We start from the raw sequence: 14,545 nt of genomic DNA, 5'->3' as shown, positions 1-14,545 counted from the left end.
TGTGACGGGCGTCAGCGGCCGTGGTCGGCGAAGAACTGACCGCTCGCCGCCGAGGCGTCGAACGCCGACGACGTCATCCCGACCTGCTCGATCGGCAGCGACGACCTGCTGCCCGGCCACGTGTGGCCGCCTCCATCGATCTGGACGAGCGACACCGACGTGCCCCCGGCGCAGCCGGTCGCCGTGACCCGCTGCACCCCGGGCCCGTTGACGCCGGAGCCGTCCGGAACGGGTGCGCCCGGGCACCCGTCGATGACCTCCCACCGCCGGGCGAGTTCCGGCGCGGACACGACGTCGCTGGCTCCGCCGCGGCCGAGCATGGGTCCGCCGTTGAACGGCACCACCGGGTCCGCGGTGCCGTGCACCTCGAGGACGGACACGGGTCGGGAGGGCGCGCAGGGCACGCCGCTTCCCAGCGTCCCCGCGACGGGTGCGATGGCGGCGACGACGTCGGCACGGTCGCACGCGAGCCTGCTCGCCATGAACCCGCCTGCCGACATCCCCGTCGCGTACACCCGGCCGGGATCGATTCCGTAGTCGCGGCTGATCTGCTCCGCGAGCGCGACCAGGAAGCCGACGTCGTCGACCCCCGTCCGGTCCGGTACCGACGCGCCCCGCCCGTCGGCCCAGCTGAAGTCGATGCCGTCCGGGTAGACCACGGCGAAGCCGTGCCGGTCGCCGACGGCGTCGTAGTTCGTGACCGCGGCCTGTTCACCGCCCGTCATCCCGGCGCCGTGGAGGTTGATGACCAGGCCGGCCGGGCTAGCCGAGGGCGCGTGTAGCAGGTACGTGCGCTGCAGTCCGCCGAACTCCATTGCCCCAGGCACGTTTCCGATCGGACCGGCGGACGCCGTCGCAGCGCCGACCGCGCCGAATCCGAGCACGAGGGTCATCGCCGTGGCGGCACGAGCGCACGCTCGTCTGACGTCAGGGGGCACCAGGGGCTCCGGTTCGTTGTCGCTGCGGGCGGGGCAGTGTCGAGCGTAGGGGGCCGATCGGGAACACACACCACGTTTGCACCGGTAGCGTCGCGCCCATCTCGGGGAGAGGACGTCGTGTGAACGGATTGGCCGGCAAGGGAGTTCTCGTCACGGGCGTCGCCTCGGGCATCGGGAGGGCCACGGCCGAGCGGTTGCTCGCCGAGGGCGCCACCGTCGTGGGCGTCGACCGCGAACCGGACGGGGCCGCGGGACTCGGTGACGACCGGTTCACCCTGCACCGGGCCGACGTGCTCGACGGCGACGCGATCGCCGACGCGGTCGCTTCGGTGGTCGCAGCGGTCGGCCGACTCGACGGCGTGGTGCACTCCGCGGGCGTGGCGGGCGGCGGTCCCATCCACCTGCTGTCCGACGACGAGTGGGACCGCGTGGTCGACGTCAACCTGAAGGGCACGTTCATCGTCGTACGTGCTGCCCTTCGACAGATGACCACGCAGGACCGGGTCGCGGGCGAGCGCGGATCCATCGTCACCCTCTCGAGTGTGGAGGGCCTCGAGGGGACGGCGGGCGGCAGCTCGTACAACGCGTCCAAGGGCGGCGTCGTCCTCCTCACCAAGAACGCGGCGATCGACTACGGTCCGAGCGGGATACGGGCCAACGCCATCTGCCCTGGCTTCATCGAGACGCCGCTCTTCGACTCGGTGGTGGGGATGCCCGGCATGGAGGGCGCACGCGACGGCCTTCGGCACGAGCACAAACTGCGCAGATTCGGTCGCCCCGACGAGATCGCCGCCGTGGCCGCGTTCCTGGTGTCGTCCGACGCCAGCTTCGTCAGCGGGCAGGCCATCGCCGTCGATGGTGGCTACACCGCGGGCCGTGATCACGGTGTCACCGACCTGATGGGACTCGGCGAGCAGTAGTCGCGCTACCTCGTCTTCCACACCAGCGTCCACATTTGGCAAAGGATTGCCCATCCCGGACCGAGCACGTCACGTGCGCTGACCAGCGCCTCCACGACTAGTTTTGGGAAACGTCTGGCGAATGTCGAACCCCGAGGATACGATTCAGCAACGATTGCCGAGAGAGTTTCCGGGGTCGACGTCAACGGGGGCACGAAATGAGTGACAGCTTGCACGCCGAGCACGAGGTCAGCGCCAGGGAGCAGGCGCTCGCGGCCGCCGTCCGCATGGCGGTGGGCGCCTTCAGCCCGCCGCCGCACCTCGAGGTCCCGGCTCCGAGCGCATCGGGCGAACCCCTCGACCGTCCGGTCGCCTCCGTCGTCACCCGACCTTCGCGCCCGTGGACCTAGAATCGACCCCATGGTGCTCACGTCGATCTCAGCCAAGCGCGTCCTCGCCACCGCCGGCTTCGCCGTTGCGGCACTCGTCGCGGGCGCCGTTCCCGCGGTGACGGGTTCGGGAACGCCGCTCGCGGCATGCACGGGCGGCGAGGAGATGGACGTCTACACCACGACCTGCACGCCCTTCCTCGTGCCGTCGTCGTCGCAGGGGTTCACCTCGACCGCCGCGAACCCCGACATCCCCGAGATCGACGGCATCCCGTGCACCGGGGGCGACAGCGGTGCGTGCATCGGCCTCTCGGAGAACGAGGCAGCGGCTGGGCCGCAGCCCGTGCCGCGCTCGACCATCAGCTCCAGCCCGTAGCGGCGTCAGGCGACGGGTCGCCGAGCCCGCACCGCCACCAGTCCGCCACCGATCACCAGCGCCATCCCGACGTAGGTGCTAGCGGTGGGTGTGTGCTCCCAGACGAGCCAGTCGATCAACGCGGTGAAGACGATGACCGAGTAGATGAACGGTCCGACCTTCTCCGCCGAGGCGTAGCGATACGCCACGACGATCAACGCCTGTGAGAGCATCTGTGCCACACCGAGTCCCATCAACCACGCGTAGCCGGGGCCCGCGATCGGTTCCCAGTCGAGGACGGCGATGGGGATGGACATCAGCGTCGACAGCAGGAAGTAGTAGAAGAGGATCCGCAGGGTGGGCTCCGTCGCCCCCAGCCACCGCACCGACATCATGGCGACGGCGAGGAACAGCGCGCCCGACAGCGCGATCAGTTCGCCGACGTCGAAGGTCCGGGTCTGCGGCTGCAGCACGAACAGGACGCCGAGGAAGCCGATGCCCGCACCGAGCCACGTCGGGATCGGCACCCGCCGGCGGGTGACCACCCACGCGATCAACGGCATCCAGAGCGGCGCGCTGTAGGTCAGCAGGGTGGCGTTGGCGAGCGGGATCCGGGCGATGGCGAGGAATAGGGCGTACCAGCACGCGGTCCCCATCGCGGCGCGCAGGACGTGCAATCCGATCCGATTGGTGCGCAGGGACGTGCGGCGGCCGCGCAGCGCGATCGGAGCGATCACCAGCAGGCAGATCGAATTCTGGAACAGCAGCAGGACGCCGGTCGAGGTGTACTGGCCCGACACCTTCGCCAGCGTGCCCACCAGTGCGACGCAGAAGAAGGCCGTCGTGGTGAGAAGCGCTGCGAGCGGCAGATTCTCGGGGCGATGGCCGGTGGGGGCGACCGCCGACCCCGGCTCAGCCACGCGAGAGCACCGAGACCACTTCGCTCAGCGGGTCCGACGAGGTCGCCACCGCGCCGACGAACGGGTGGGACAGCGAGAGGATGAGGAAGAAGTTGGCCGCGACGATGACGCCGACGATCGCCACCATCGGGTAGTGCTGCGCCGCCCTCTCGACGCCGTAGATCACCACCGTGCCGAGGACCATCGCGCTCGACAGGAAGATGACGGCCCAGATCGGCCAGGGCGGCCCGGTGTCCTCGCGTGCCGTCAGCACCCGGATCGTGCGTGCCTGACTGATCTGGTCGAGGTTTGACGTGGACGTCGCGAGCACGGCCTTCTGCACGTCGGTCGACGCCAAGACCTGCCGGTAGGTGCCGTACAACGCGGCGAGGGCGGCGTCGGCGCTCGGCGACGGTACCTGGGCGGTGGGCCATTCGGCGATGGCCGCCGACTCGTAGGCGAGCAGGCTCGCGCGGATCCGCCCTCGATCGGCCGCGTCGAAGACGTCCGCCGCCCTCGCCATCTGCACGCCGACGGCGCCCTCTGCACGTGCATTCGCGTCGGCGGAGTTCGTCTGACCCCACATGGAGGACACGACGAACCCGATGAAGAACGCGTAGATGAACCCGATGAACCCGTAGGTGAACTTGGTGACGTCGTTGTGGTCGCCCGCGGCGAGTCCGGGGAGGCGACGCCGGATCACCGTCTGCGCCAGAACCGCCCCGCCCGCGACGACGATGACGAGCCCGACCAGCAGCAGCCACGCCGGAATGGCGGTGACCAGCCAGCGACTCATCGCCGAACCGTCGTCGACCGGGCGTTCATCCGGTTGGTCTCTCGTTCCAGCACGGCGTTCAGCGCGCGAGGCGCGACGACGTCGAGTGCGCGCAACGCGAGCGCCTTGCGTGGCGCGATGCGGATCGGTCGGGTGCGGACCGCGGTGACCATCCAGTCGGCGGCCTCGTCGACGCCGAGCGCGGGCACGCCGTCGTAGGCCCGGGTCGGTGCGATCATCGGCGTCGCGACCAAGGGGTAGTACAGGGTCGTCGAGTGCACGCCCGCGTCGCCCCACTCGGTGTCGATGACGCGGCTGACGGCGCTCAGCGCGGCCTTGGATGCGTTGTAGGCGGCGAACATCGGGGAGGACTCCGGCAGCACCCGCCAGGTGGCGACGTTGACGATGTGCCCGTCGCCACGCTCGATCATCCCGGGCGCCACGCCGCGGATGAGGCGCAGCGGGGCGAAGTAGTTGAGCGCCATGACGCGCTCGACGTCGTGCCACCGGTCCAGCGACTCCAGCAGCGGCCTGCGGATCGACCTCGCAGCGTTGTTGATCAGGACGTCGACGGGTCCCACCGTCTCGACGAGGTCGTCGATCCGGTCCAGGTCGGTCAGGTCGGCCTGAACCGCCCGCGCGGTCCCACCCGCCGCGGTGATGGTCGCGACCACCTCGTCGAGCAACTCCCGGCGGCGGGCGACGACGATCACCGAGGCACCCTCGGCCGCCAGCTTCCGTGCGGCGACCACGCCGATCCCCGACGAGCCGCCGGTCAGCAGGATGCGCTTGCCGCGTAGCTCCACGGGGTTGCGCACCGGCCACCGCGGAAGGGGTCGCATGCCCGCCAGGCGCATGGCCCTCGTCACGTTCGCGATCACAGCCGCACCCTCGAGTCGTTCGGCACGTAGGTGGCCGTCTGCGCCAATCTAGGGCCCGGCCACCGACCGTGCAGCCGCAACCGGCGATTCGCCGTATTCGGCGCTCAGCCGTCGGCGCGGTCCCGGTGGTCGAGCACCACCGTGACGCGATAGCCGCACAGCACCAGGATGTGGATGAGGAAGAGCCACAGCGCGAGTGCCGACACCGCACCCACGATCGGCAGCCCGCCGAACGGCGCGGACCACTCGATCGGGATCGCCAGGAAGACCAGGAAGCCCTGCAGGAAGCCGGCGAGTATCGCACCGGTCCCGAACGAGCCCCACAGCAACGCCTTTCGTCCGATGCGGCCCGGTGCGATCAGCCCGAACACGCCGAGTAGGGCCAGTGACACCGCGACCCACACGACGTGGAAACCGACGAAGACGCCCCACACCAGCGACCAGCCCTGGCCGGCGTACAGCGGGCCCACGTACGGCGCGGAGTACAGCACCGCGAGGACGAGGAACGGTGCGACCGCGGCGACGCCCAGCAGGCCTGCCCGGCCACGCCACCCGGTGAGCGTGTCCCGGCCCGCCGACATCTGTACGAAGGCCCGACGCAGCCCCTCGCCGTAGAGGCTGGCGGGGAAGAGCACGACGAGCGCCTGCAGCCACGACATGGACAGCGCCACCCTCGTCAGGGTCCGCAGCGCCTCCGGGGTGCCGTGCCCGGCGGGCAGGCCCTGGATCGCCGACTCGAGTGCGGACTGCACGGCGTCGTGTCCGACCAGCGCGCCCGCCGCCCACAGCGACACCAGCGCCAGCGGCACCAGGCCGATGACGCCGAAGTAGGTGGCTCCGGCGGCCCATAGGGCGAGGTCGCTACCCGGGAAGGTCTTCTGCAGCTCGGAGGCGAGCCTGCGGGCGCGACTCGCGGACGCGCGCTCCCTCATCGTCGACCGTCCTGGCAGGCTGGCGTGATGACGACGGACGGCCCTGGCGGCGGTGCCGAGGACGAGGCGTGGTCGTCGCTGCACGGTGGCATTCGGCCGTCCCGCGTCGTGCGGGGTTGGCTGCGGATGGTCCGGTTCCTGTCGTCCGGCCCGATCGCGCGGATCCCGCCCGACGTCCTGTCCGCCTGCGGGGTGCTGGTGCTGGTGGGCGCCTGGGCCGCCGTGGCGGTACCGGGATGGCCCGCGCTGGCAGTCCCGCTCGTGCTGGCGGCCGGCGTGCTGGACGGTCTGGACGGCGCGGTCGCCCTGCGGACGGGCCGGGCGCGGCCGTTGGGAGCGGTCGTCGACGCCGTCGCCGACCGCCTCGGCGACCTGATGCTCGGGGCGATCCTGTTCGAAGTGGGAGCCCCGGTGCCGTGGGTGCTCGCCGCGCTCACGCTGATGTGGCTCCTCGAGTACGTCCGTGCGCGCGCACAGGGTGTCGGCATGCCCGGGGTGGGCGCGGTGACGGTGGCCGAACGCCCGACGCGGCTGATCGTGGTCATCATGGCAGCCGGTGGCGCCGCGGCGCTCCCCGCGGGGCTGCCGGTGGTCGGGTGGAGTTGGGGTATGACGTTCGCGGTCACCTGGACCGCCATCGGGATCGTCGGGCTGGCGCAGCTGACGGTCGGCGTGCGTCGCTCGATGCCGGCCCACTTCCCTCGGAGCGAGTCCCCGCCGGACCGATGAGTCTCGCGACGATCTCCGCGGACATCAGCACCAGCGGGATGCCACCGCCGGGATGGGCGGATCCGCCGACCAGGTAGAGGCCCGGCACCGGGCTGCGATTGCCCGGGCGCAGCAGCGCGGCCCGCGGTCCGTGCGAGGCGGTCCCGTAGATCGCGCCCCCCGGTGCACCCGCACGGCGTTCCAGGTCTGCGGGCGTGACGGTCTCGACGAACCGGATCCGGTCACGGACGTCGAGGCCGCGGCCGGCCAACACGTCGAGGACCCGCTCGGTGTAGCGCTCCCGCAGTCCCGGCTCGTCCCAGTCGACGCCGCTCCCGGGGTCGTGGGCAGGCGCGTTGACCATCACGAACCAGCCCTCCGAGTCGTCGTCGGGACGCAGCGACGGGTCGTCGGGGGCGTTCACGTACACGGTGGGGTCGGGCACCGGCCGCGGCGTGCGGCCGAAGATCGCATCGAACTCCGCGTCGTAGTCGGCGGGGAAGTACACCCGGTGGGCCACCCCGGGTTCGCGTCCCTCGAGGCCGAGGAGCAGCACGAAACCGGCCATCGACCGCGGCGTCCGCTTGGCCCTGCGCTGCACCGCGCCGGCAGTACCCGGCGGCAGCAGCCGGTCGTAGAGGACCGCCGCGTCGGCGTTGCTCACCACGACGTCGGCGTCGACCTCTCGGCCGTCGACCCGCACGCCACGAGCCCGGCCGCCGGACGTCAGCACCGCGTCGACCGGTGCGCCCGTCCGGATGTCGACGCCGAGTTCGCGGCATCGCGCGGCGACGGCCTCGACGATGCGGCGCATCCCTCCCGGTACGTACCAGGCGCCGAACTCCAATTCGACGAAGGACGTCACGGCGAGCACCGCGGGCGTGCGGCGGGGATCGGACCCCGAATACGTCGCGTACCGGTTCAGCCAGGTCCGCAACCGCGGGTCGGACAGCATCCGTCTGCCGAGCCGATCGAGGGTGCGCCACGGTGCCACCGCACGCAGGTCGGCGGGCCGGGTACTCATGCGGGCCATGCCGCCGAGCGATACCGGGTTGCGCAGGATCGGCTCCCCGACGAGGTCCCACAGCCGTCGCGACCGATCGTGCAGACGCTGCCACGCCGCACCGGCGCCGCCGCCGAGCGCGTCGTCGAGAACTGCCGGGACCCGCGAGGGATCGTGTGGCAGAACCATTCTCGTCCCATCGGCGAAGACGTACTCGCATGCGGGGTCGACCGCGGTCACCGACAGGTCGACGGGATCGCCAGTGTCGGCGAACAACTGCTCGAGGACGGCGGGCAGAGTCAGCAGGGACGGACCGGTGTCGAAACTGAAGCCGTCGCGCTCGAGGACGCCGAGCTTCCCGCCGACGGTGGGGGCGCCCTCGAAGACGGTGACACGGTGGCCCGCCGCGGCGAGACGAGCGGCCACGGCCAATCCGCCCAGCCCGGCGCCGATCACGACGACCCGGCTCATACGGCACGGCCCTTCCACTGCAGCGAGCCGCGGACCCGACCCAGCCACGACGACGTCAGCAACCCGAGGAGGACCAGCACCGAGAGCGGGTGGGCGACCGCGTCGCCGACGGCATCGCGGCCGTCCGGCGTCCCGGACCACTGCGCGACCGACATCCGCCCGAGCACCGCCGCCGCGTAGCCGAGGACGCCTATCCGCGAACCCGTCACCGCCGCCACCGCGGGAACGACGTAGACGACGGCCAGCGCGGACCCGACGGCGACGGCGCCGACGGGCGACCCGAACGCCGCCCACAGCGACTTCCGGTAGCCGTCACGCAGCTCCGCGCCCGTGCTGTACATCCGGCAGGTGGCGATGGCCGAGCCGTCGGCGACGCCGGTGCGGCCACCGGACGCGCGGACCGCGCGGGCCAGCGAGATGTCGTCGAGCACGGCCCCCGAGACGGACCCCCACCCGCCGGCGCGGGTTAGCGCGTCGGCGTCCATCACCAGGAACTGCCCGTTGGCGATCGCCATCGACGGCCGGCTCGATCGCTCGGCGAGTCGCACCGGCAGCGTGGTCAGCCACGACCAGGCCAGCAGTGGCTGGATCAGCCGCCCCCACGCCCCGGAGGCGACCTGCCGCGGCCACGGACTGAGCAGATCGAGGGGACGCGGGCCGCGAAGAACGGCGACCGCGGCGGCCACCGCGTCCGGTGCCAGGACGACGTCGGCGTCGACGAAGACCAGCACCTCGCCGCGGGCGGCCGCGGCCAGCTGCGCGCACGCGTGCGGCTTGCCCAGCGAACCTCGGGGAGGCTCGCTGCCGGTGAGCACGCGCAGTCGGGGGTCGGGGCCCGCGACGGCGCGCACGACGTCGGCGGTGCCGTCGGTGGAGCCGTCGTCGAGCACCAGGATCTCGGCGTCGACCAGCCCGCGCTGCGCGAGCAGCGATCGCACCGTCGGTTCGATGCGGTGAGCTTCGTCACGGGCGGGCACCAGCAGCGAGACCGGGCCGGCTACTCCCGGAGGGTCGCTGGGCGGGCGCCGCAGTAACCTCGAGTTGACCAGTTGGTGCGCCGTGCCCAGGCACGCGAGCGCAGAACCGGTGACGACGAACGCGCGCCAGGTTTCGGCTAAGCGCGGTGCGGGCACCTGCAAACTCTACGGAGCCCCCACCCCGGATGCCACGAGACACCGCGCGGACCGACGGTCACCTGGCTCTCGGACAGTGGAGGTGAGTGCGTGGCGGTGGCGATCTCAGCGGTGTCGATGCGCACCGTGCAACCGGCGTGGGTACTCGTCGCCGCTGCCATCGGGGTCCAGATCGCGTATCCGCTGATGCCCGATGGCGCACGCACCGGCATCACCGTCACCAGCGTCGTCGTGTTCTTCCTCGCCGCGGTGGCCGACGTCCTCCGGGTCCATGGCGTGCTGGGCGCGGCGCTCCTCGTGGGCGTCGCAGGCGGTGGCGGCCTGGCCGCCGAGTCGATCGGCGTGGCGACGGGGTGGCCGTTCGGGCAGTACGCCTACACCGGCTCGCTGGGCCCCGAACTGCTCGGCGTTCCCGTCGTGGTGCCGCTCGCCTGGGTCATGATGGCGTGGCCCGCGCTGGTGGTCGCTCGCACACTGGCCTCGCGGTGGCCCGCGGTGGTCGCGCTGGGCGCGGCCGCACTGACGGCGTGGGACGTGTTCCTCGACCCGCAGATGGTGGCGGCGGGCCACTGGACGTGGTTCCACCCGTCCCCCGGCCTCCCCCTCATCCCCGGCATCCCACTGACCAACTACGCCGGGTGGCTGCTGGTGTCGCTCGTCATGATGGCGATCCTGCACGCCGCGCTCCCCCGCGACGACCGGCCGTCGGCGCCGGCGGCGACGCTGTACCTCTGGGTCTACTTCTCCTCGGTCATGGCGCACCTGGTGTTCTTCGGGCTGCCGGGGTCGGCAGTGACCGGCGGAATCCTGATGGGAGCGGTCGCGATACCGTTTGCCATCACTCTTCTACGCCGACGCCACCGCGATCCCTCCATGGAACGCCCGTGAGCGACTCACTCCTGAGCCGGGCCGCACCGTTCCGGATGCGGCCCCGCCACCTCGTCACTCCCGACCCCCTGCTGCCCCGCGACGTCGCGCCGGGCGCGGCGGCCGTCGTCGTCGGCGGCGGCATCGCCGGGGTCAGCGCCGCGGTGATCCTCGCCGAACGCGGTGTGCACGTGACGCTGCTCGAGGCCAACGACTACCTCGGCGGCCGCCTGGGCGCGTGGCCGGAACGGCTGCCCGACGGGTCCGAGCAGCTGATCGAGCACGGCTTCCACGCGTTCTTCCGGCACTACTACACGTGGCGGTCCATCCTGCGCCGCGCCGACCCGGAGCTGTCGTTCCTCGAACCGGTGGCGAGCTACCCCGTCATCTCGACGACGTGGCCGCCCGAGGACCTGTCCGGTCTGCCCGCCGCGCCGCCGCTGAACCTGCTGGCGCTGGCGCTGCGGTCGAAGAGCCTGGGCCGTGCCGACTTCGTCGGCGCGAATCCCGAAGCGGGACAAGCCCTTCTGGCCTACGACCGGGAGACGACGGTCGCCCAACTCGACCACGTCGATGCCGCGACGTTCCTCGACGACCTCGGGATGTCGCAGCGCACCCGGACCATGCTGTTCGAGGCGTTCGCCCGGTCGTTCTTCTGCAACCAGGGTGAACTGTCCGCCGCCGAACTGGTGGCGATGTTCCACTACTACTTCCTCGGCAACCCCGAGGGAATCGGCTTCGACGTGCCGTCCACCGACCACGCGACGGCGGTGTGGCACCCGTTGCAGCGGCACCTGGAGAGCCTCGGCGCCGACGTCCGGATGGGCGCGCGCGTGCAGGACGTGTCCCCGGACGGTCACGGCTGGCGAATCACCACCGACGGTGGTGAGTTCACCGCCCGCGACGTCGTCGTCGCCCTCGATCCCGGAGCGCTACGCAGCCTCGTCGCAGCCTCACCGGCGCTGGCCGCGTCCGCACCGAAGTTGGCCGCCAGCTGCGAGAGTCTGCGCGTAGCACCGCCGTTCGCCGTCAGCAGGTACTGGTTCGACCGCGACGTGGCGCCCGAGCGGGCACCGTTCAGCGCGGTGAGCGGACAGCCGAACCTCGACTCGATCGCGGTGTACTCGCGCCTGGAGCAGCCCAGCGCGGAGTGGGCGCGGACCACCGGCGGGTCGGTCGTCGAATTGCACTCGTATTCCTGCCGTCTCGGCGACAAGGACCAGGCCACCGAGGCCATGCGACGCGAACTCGCCGAACTGTGGCCGGAGACCCGGGACGCGACCGTGTTGCACGTCGCCGACCGGCTCGAGGCGACCGCGCCCGCGTTCCCACCCGGGTCGTCGGGCACCCGGCCCGGTGTCCGCACCGACGCCCGCGGCCTACGGGTCGCCGGTGACTACGTCGAATTGCCCTACCTCGCCGGTCTGATGGAGCGATCGTCGATGTCCGGTGTGCTCGCCGCGAACGACGTGCTCGCCGAACTCGGCGCAACAGCGGAGCCGATCATGGGGGTACCGCAGCGCGGCCTGCTCGCCGGCGTCCCGCCCATCCCGCGACGGGGTCGCAAGCCGTAGGTGTCACGGATCGGACTGCCGTCCGGTCCATCCGGTATGGCCCCCGCTTCAGAACGAACCAAGACCCCCGCGCCGCCGCCAACCATGCAGGTTGGCGTGGTGTTCCCCCAGACCGAGATCGGCGATGACGTCGGCGCGATCCGCGCCTACGCCGAGGCCGTGGCAGAGTTCGGTTTTCGCCACGTGATGACCTATGACCACGTCGTCGGCGCCGACCCGGCCGCCCACCCGGACTGGCCCGCGCCCTACGACGTCCACACGACCTTCCACGAACCGTTCGTGCTGTTCGGCTTCCTTGCAGCGCTCACCGATCTGGAACTCGTGACCGGCATCATCATCCTGCCGCAGCGCCAGACGGTGCTGGTGGCCAAGCAGGCCGCCGAGGTGGACCTGTTGAGCAACGGACGGCTCCGCCTGGGCGTCGGAATCGGATGGAACTGGGTCGAGTACGAGGCGCTGGGGAAGGACTTCGCCGGCCGCGGCGTCCGCAGCGAAGAACAGGTCGGGCTCCTACGACGGCTGTGGACCGAAGGGTCGGTCACCCACGACGGCCCCAGCGAGCACGTCACCGGCGCCGGGCTCTCTCCGCTGCCCGTTCAGCGCCCCATTTCGATCTGGTTCGGCGGCTCCTCCGCCCGCGCGTACCGGCGCGCGGGTCGAATCGGAGACGGCTGGTTTCCGCAGATGGGACCCGGTCGCGAACTCGACGCCGCGAAGGACGTCGTGGACGCCGCAGCCATCGCCGCCGGGCGAGATCCCAGTGCTGTCGGGATGGACGGCCGATCGGGTTGGGCCAGTGCCGGATTGACCGGGGTCCTGACCGAGGCGGAACTGTGGCGATCGGCCGGAGCGACCCACCTGTCCATCAACACGATGGACGCGGGCCTCGGCTCGGTCGACGGGCACATCGCGGCGCTCGGTGCCGTTGCAGGTGGTCTCGGACTGACGCGTCGCCCGGCATGAGCGGCCGGGTCGTCCTGGTGACCGGCGCGAGCAGGGGCATAGGCGCAGCGACGGCAACACTGCTGGCATCACGCGGCGCGAGGGTGGCCGTCAACTACGCGAGCAGCGTCTCCGACGCCGAGTCCGTGGTCGCCGCCATCGCTGCGGCGGGCGGCGAGGCGCTCGCCGTTCGCGCCGACGTGCGTGATGAGAAGTCAGTCGATCACATGATGGCGGTGGTCGGTGCCGAGTGGGGCACCGTCGACGTCCTCATCCACAACGCGCTGATCCCCTACGCCATCAAGACCTTCGGCGAGATGACGTGGGAGGAACTCGGCGGCAAACTCGACCAGGAGATGAAGGCGGCGTTCCTGCTGACGAAGGCCGTGCTGCCCGGCATGATCGCGCGCCGGTTCGGCCGAATCGTCTACCTCGGAACGGGTTTGAGCCAGCGGCCTCGCGAGAAGATGATCGCTCTCGGAACGGCGAAGGCGGCTCTTGGGCAGTTCGCGCGATTCGTGGCTCAGGAGGTGGGACCGCATGGGATCACCGTGAACGTGGTCTCGCCCGGTCCGGTGGGCGAGACCCGTCACTCCGACGTATTCGGGCCGGATCACCAGGCGCGGCAGGCCGCCCTCGTGCCACTCGGACGGATCGCGACACCCGACGACGTCGCCCGGGTCGTCGCGTTCTACGCCGGGGACGACAGTGGTTTCGTCACCGGGGCCACCGCCTCGGTCAACGGTGGGGCGGCGATGGACTAGGGGTGGACGGTGACGTTCCACCGTCCACCCCTCGACGTCATTCGTTCGCGGCGATCTCCACTTCGGCGGTCGCCTGGATGAGTGCGAGCAGGTCTTTGTCCAGACCGGGTGCGAACTCCTCGCGACGCTCGGGAGCGATCGTCATCGGGAAGCCCTCGGGCATGACTGCCGTACTCAGTTCGGTGCCGTCGTTCGACGGCGAGGCACCTCGGTAGAGCTTCGCGGCCTGACTCTGATCGTCAGCGCTGAACGTGTACTGGATGCTCTGCAGTCCCTTGTCGATCAACTTCTTGACCTCGGGGAACTGCTCGGCATTCGTCTTCGGGATGGGAAGGGTCGCACCCCAGTTGACGCCCAGGCTTTCCAGCGCCTTCGCGAAGGCGTTCTCGTGCGCCTGATCGCGGACGATCAGATAGGCGATCGTCGAGCGGGCCGTCTTGTTGTCCGTCATCTCGTAGATCCGGCACTTCTGCAGACGGCCGGTCGACTCGAGCATCAGGTTGTACAGCAGGTCGAGCACCAGATTGCCGCTGTTGTACACGTACGAACCCGACCACGGATTGCCCGCGGAGTCGACGGGCAGCGCACCCTGAGCGCCGACCAGGTAATGGTGAATGTTGCTGGTATCCAGGGCGATCTTGAGCGGCGTCGCACCCTTGGCGCCCGGCTGATCGACGGGATCGGTCTTCTTGCCGTTGTAGTCGGGCGAGCCGTCCAACAGCCGCGAGATGGTGGTGCCGATCAACTCGACGTGGCTGATCTCCTCGGTGCCCACACCCTGGATCAGGTCCTTGTAGGGCTTGGAGGTCGTGTCACCGCGGAAGTTCATGCTCTGGAACAGGTACTGCATCATGGTGCGCATCTCGCCGAACTGACCGCCGAGGCCCTCCTGTAGCGCGTTCGCCGCGGCGGGATCGGGCTCGTCCACGGCTATTTCGTTGATGAATTGCTGTGTGTGCAGGTACATGGATCTCCTCGAGTGCGGTGTGTGATCTGAGGTCCCGGCCGACGTCGA

At 70.8% G+C, this 14,545-nt stretch carries 16 protein-coding genes; 8 read left to right on the top strand and 8 right to left on the bottom strand.

Going from position 1 to position 14,545, the window contains the following annotated elements; all coding sequences use genetic code 11:
* Positions 1-11: 11 nt before the first annotated feature.
* Complete coding sequence (locus G6N64_RS14840; protein ID WP_163797746.1) at positions 12-893, bottom strand: extracellular catalytic domain type 1 short-chain-length polyhydroxyalkanoate depolymerase; 882 nt, start codon at positions 891-893, stop codon at positions 12-14.
* 164 nt (positions 894-1,057) lie between these two features.
* Between G6N64_RS14840 and G6N64_RS14835 the strand changes: the two genes are divergently transcribed.
* The 3 genes from G6N64_RS14835 to G6N64_RS14825 all read left to right on the top strand — a co-directional run bounded on the left by G6N64_RS14835 (position 1,058) and on the right by G6N64_RS14825 (position 2,602).
* Positions 1,058-1,858 carry an SDR family NAD(P)-dependent oxidoreductase gene (locus G6N64_RS14835; protein WP_163797745.1) on the top strand — a complete coding sequence of 267 codons (801 nt, stop codon included), beginning with the start codon at positions 1,058-1,060 and terminating at the stop codon, positions 1,856-1,858.
* A 197-nt stretch (positions 1,859-2,055) separates the two neighbouring features.
* Positions 2,056-2,247: a hypothetical protein gene (locus G6N64_RS14830; RefSeq protein ID WP_163797744.1), complete on the top strand. Its 192-nt coding sequence runs from the start codon at positions 2,056-2,058 to the stop codon at positions 2,245-2,247.
* Between the two features lie 10 nt (positions 2,248-2,257).
* Complete coding sequence (locus G6N64_RS14825) at positions 2,258-2,602, top strand: hypothetical protein (protein WP_163797743.1); 345 nt, start codon at positions 2,258-2,260, stop codon at positions 2,600-2,602.
* A gap of 5 nt (positions 2,603-2,607) precedes the next feature.
* On the opposite strand, the gene G6N64_RS14820 is transcribed toward G6N64_RS14825, so the two are convergent.
* From G6N64_RS14820 to G6N64_RS14805, 4 genes are all read right to left on the bottom strand, one after another.
* Positions 2,608-3,501 carry a DMT family transporter gene (locus tag G6N64_RS14820; RefSeq protein WP_163797742.1) on the bottom strand — a complete coding sequence of 298 codons (894 nt, stop codon included), beginning with the start codon at positions 3,499-3,501 and terminating at the stop codon, positions 2,608-2,610.
* Positions 3,494-4,276: a bestrophin-like domain gene (locus G6N64_RS14815; RefSeq protein ID WP_163797741.1), complete on the bottom strand. Its 783-nt coding sequence runs from the start codon at positions 4,274-4,276 to the stop codon at positions 3,494-3,496. Before G6N64_RS14815 ends, G6N64_RS14820 begins: the two co-directional genes overlap by 8 nt.
* Positions 4,273-5,133: an SDR family oxidoreductase gene (locus G6N64_RS14810; RefSeq protein ID WP_409370813.1), complete on the bottom strand. Its 861-nt coding sequence runs from the start codon at positions 5,131-5,133 to the stop codon at positions 4,273-4,275. The genes G6N64_RS14815 and G6N64_RS14810 overlap by 4 nt, the downstream gene beginning before the upstream one ends.
* 107 nt (positions 5,134-5,240) lie before the next feature.
* Positions 5,241-6,068, bottom strand: a complete 828-nt coding sequence (locus tag G6N64_RS14805; RefSeq protein ID WP_163797739.1) for a YihY/virulence factor BrkB family protein — start codon at positions 6,066-6,068, stop codon at positions 5,241-5,243.
* Between the two features lie 27 nt (positions 6,069-6,095).
* On the opposite strand from G6N64_RS14805, the gene G6N64_RS14800 reads away from it, so the two are divergent.
* Positions 6,096-6,797 (top strand): CDP-alcohol phosphatidyltransferase family protein, encoded by a 702-nt coding sequence (locus tag G6N64_RS14800; protein WP_163797738.1) that lies wholly within the window; start codon positions 6,096-6,098, stop codon positions 6,795-6,797.
* Here the strand turns inward: G6N64_RS14800 and G6N64_RS14795 are convergent.
* Positions 6,691-8,250, bottom strand: a complete 1,560-nt coding sequence (locus G6N64_RS14795) for a phytoene desaturase family protein (protein WP_163797737.1) — start codon at positions 8,248-8,250, stop codon at positions 6,691-6,693. The two genes, G6N64_RS14800 and G6N64_RS14795, sit on opposite strands and share 107 nt — an antisense overlap.
* Positions 8,247-9,383 (bottom strand): glycosyltransferase family 2 protein, encoded by a 1,137-nt coding sequence (locus G6N64_RS14790; protein ID WP_174266812.1) that lies wholly within the window; start codon positions 9,381-9,383, stop codon positions 8,247-8,249. The genes G6N64_RS14795 and G6N64_RS14790 overlap by 4 nt, the downstream gene beginning before the upstream one ends.
* Before the next feature lie 90 nt (positions 9,384-9,473).
* On the opposite strand from G6N64_RS14790, the gene G6N64_RS14785 reads away from it, so the two are divergent.
* The 4 genes from G6N64_RS14785 (at position 9,474) to G6N64_RS14770 (ending at position 13,530) form a co-directional block, all read left to right on the top strand.
* On the top strand, positions 9,474-10,271 hold the full coding sequence (locus G6N64_RS14785) for a carotenoid biosynthesis protein (RefSeq protein ID WP_246231168.1): 798 nt from the start codon (positions 9,474-9,476) through the stop codon (positions 10,269-10,271).
* Positions 10,268-11,824, top strand: coding sequence for an FAD-dependent oxidoreductase (locus G6N64_RS14780; RefSeq protein ID WP_197748358.1), 1,557 nt, complete (start codon positions 10,268-10,270; stop codon positions 11,822-11,824). The genes G6N64_RS14785 and G6N64_RS14780 overlap by 4 nt, the downstream gene beginning before the upstream one ends.
* An 84-nt stretch (positions 11,825-11,908) precedes the next feature.
* The gene (locus G6N64_RS14775) at positions 11,909-12,787 is read left to right on the top strand and encodes an LLM class F420-dependent oxidoreductase (protein ID WP_163797736.1); all 879 of its coding nucleotides are present in this window, start codon (positions 11,909-11,911) and stop codon (positions 12,785-12,787) included.
* Complete coding sequence (locus G6N64_RS14770; protein ID WP_163797735.1) at positions 12,784-13,530, top strand: SDR family NAD(P)-dependent oxidoreductase; 747 nt, start codon at positions 12,784-12,786, stop codon at positions 13,528-13,530. The genes G6N64_RS14775 and G6N64_RS14770 overlap by 4 nt, the downstream gene beginning before the upstream one ends.
* A 37-nt stretch (positions 13,531-13,567) precedes the next feature.
* On the opposite strand, the gene G6N64_RS14765 is transcribed toward G6N64_RS14770, so the two are convergent.
* Complete coding sequence (locus tag G6N64_RS14765) at positions 13,568-14,497, bottom strand: manganese catalase family protein (protein ID WP_163797734.1); 930 nt, start codon at positions 14,495-14,497, stop codon at positions 13,568-13,570.
* Positions 14,498-14,545: the final 48 nt, after the last annotated feature.

The sequence above is a fragment of the Mycolicibacterium sediminis genome (assembly GCF_010731735.1).
Classification (GTDB): domain Bacteria; phylum Actinomycetota; class Actinomycetes; order Mycobacteriales; family Mycobacteriaceae; genus Mycobacterium; species Mycobacterium sediminis.
Note: the sequence above shows the minus strand (reverse complement) of the source record. Positions and strands in the feature narration are given on the sequence as shown.

Excerpts from the sequence above, each read along its gene's own strand:
- G6N64_RS14840 (WP_163797746.1), bottom strand. The coding sequence starts at position 893 with ATGACCCTCGTGCTCGGATTCGGCGCGGTCGGCGCTGCGACGGCGTCC.
- G6N64_RS14830 (WP_163797744.1), top strand. The coding sequence starts at position 2,056 with ATGAGTGACAGCTTGCACGCCGAGCACGAGGTCAGCGCCAGGGAGCAG.
- G6N64_RS14825 (WP_163797743.1), top strand. The coding sequence starts at position 2,258 with ATGGTGCTCACGTCGATCTCAGCCAAGCGCGTCCTCGCCACCGCCGGC.
- G6N64_RS14815 (WP_163797741.1), bottom strand. The coding sequence starts at position 4,276 with ATGAGTCGCTGGCTGGTCACCGCCATTCCGGCGTGGCTGCTGCTGGTC.
- G6N64_RS14805 (WP_163797739.1), bottom strand. The coding sequence starts at position 6,068 with ATGAGGGAGCGCGCGTCCGCGAGTCGCGCCCGCAGGCTCGCCTCCGAG.
- G6N64_RS14800 (WP_163797738.1), top strand. The coding sequence starts at position 6,096 with ATGACGACGGACGGCCCTGGCGGCGGTGCCGAGGACGAGGCGTGGTCG.
- G6N64_RS14795 (WP_163797737.1), bottom strand. The coding sequence starts at position 8,250 with ATGAGCCGGGTCGTCGTGATCGGCGCCGGGCTGGGCGGATTGGCCGTG.
- G6N64_RS14775 (WP_163797736.1), top strand. The coding sequence starts at position 11,909 with ATGCAGGTTGGCGTGGTGTTCCCCCAGACCGAGATCGGCGATGACGTC.
- G6N64_RS14770 (WP_163797735.1), top strand. The coding sequence starts at position 12,784 with ATGAGCGGCCGGGTCGTCCTGGTGACCGGCGCGAGCAGGGGCATAGGC.
- G6N64_RS14765 (WP_163797734.1), bottom strand. The coding sequence starts at position 14,497 with ATGTACCTGCACACACAGCAATTCATCAACGAAATAGCCGTGGACGAG.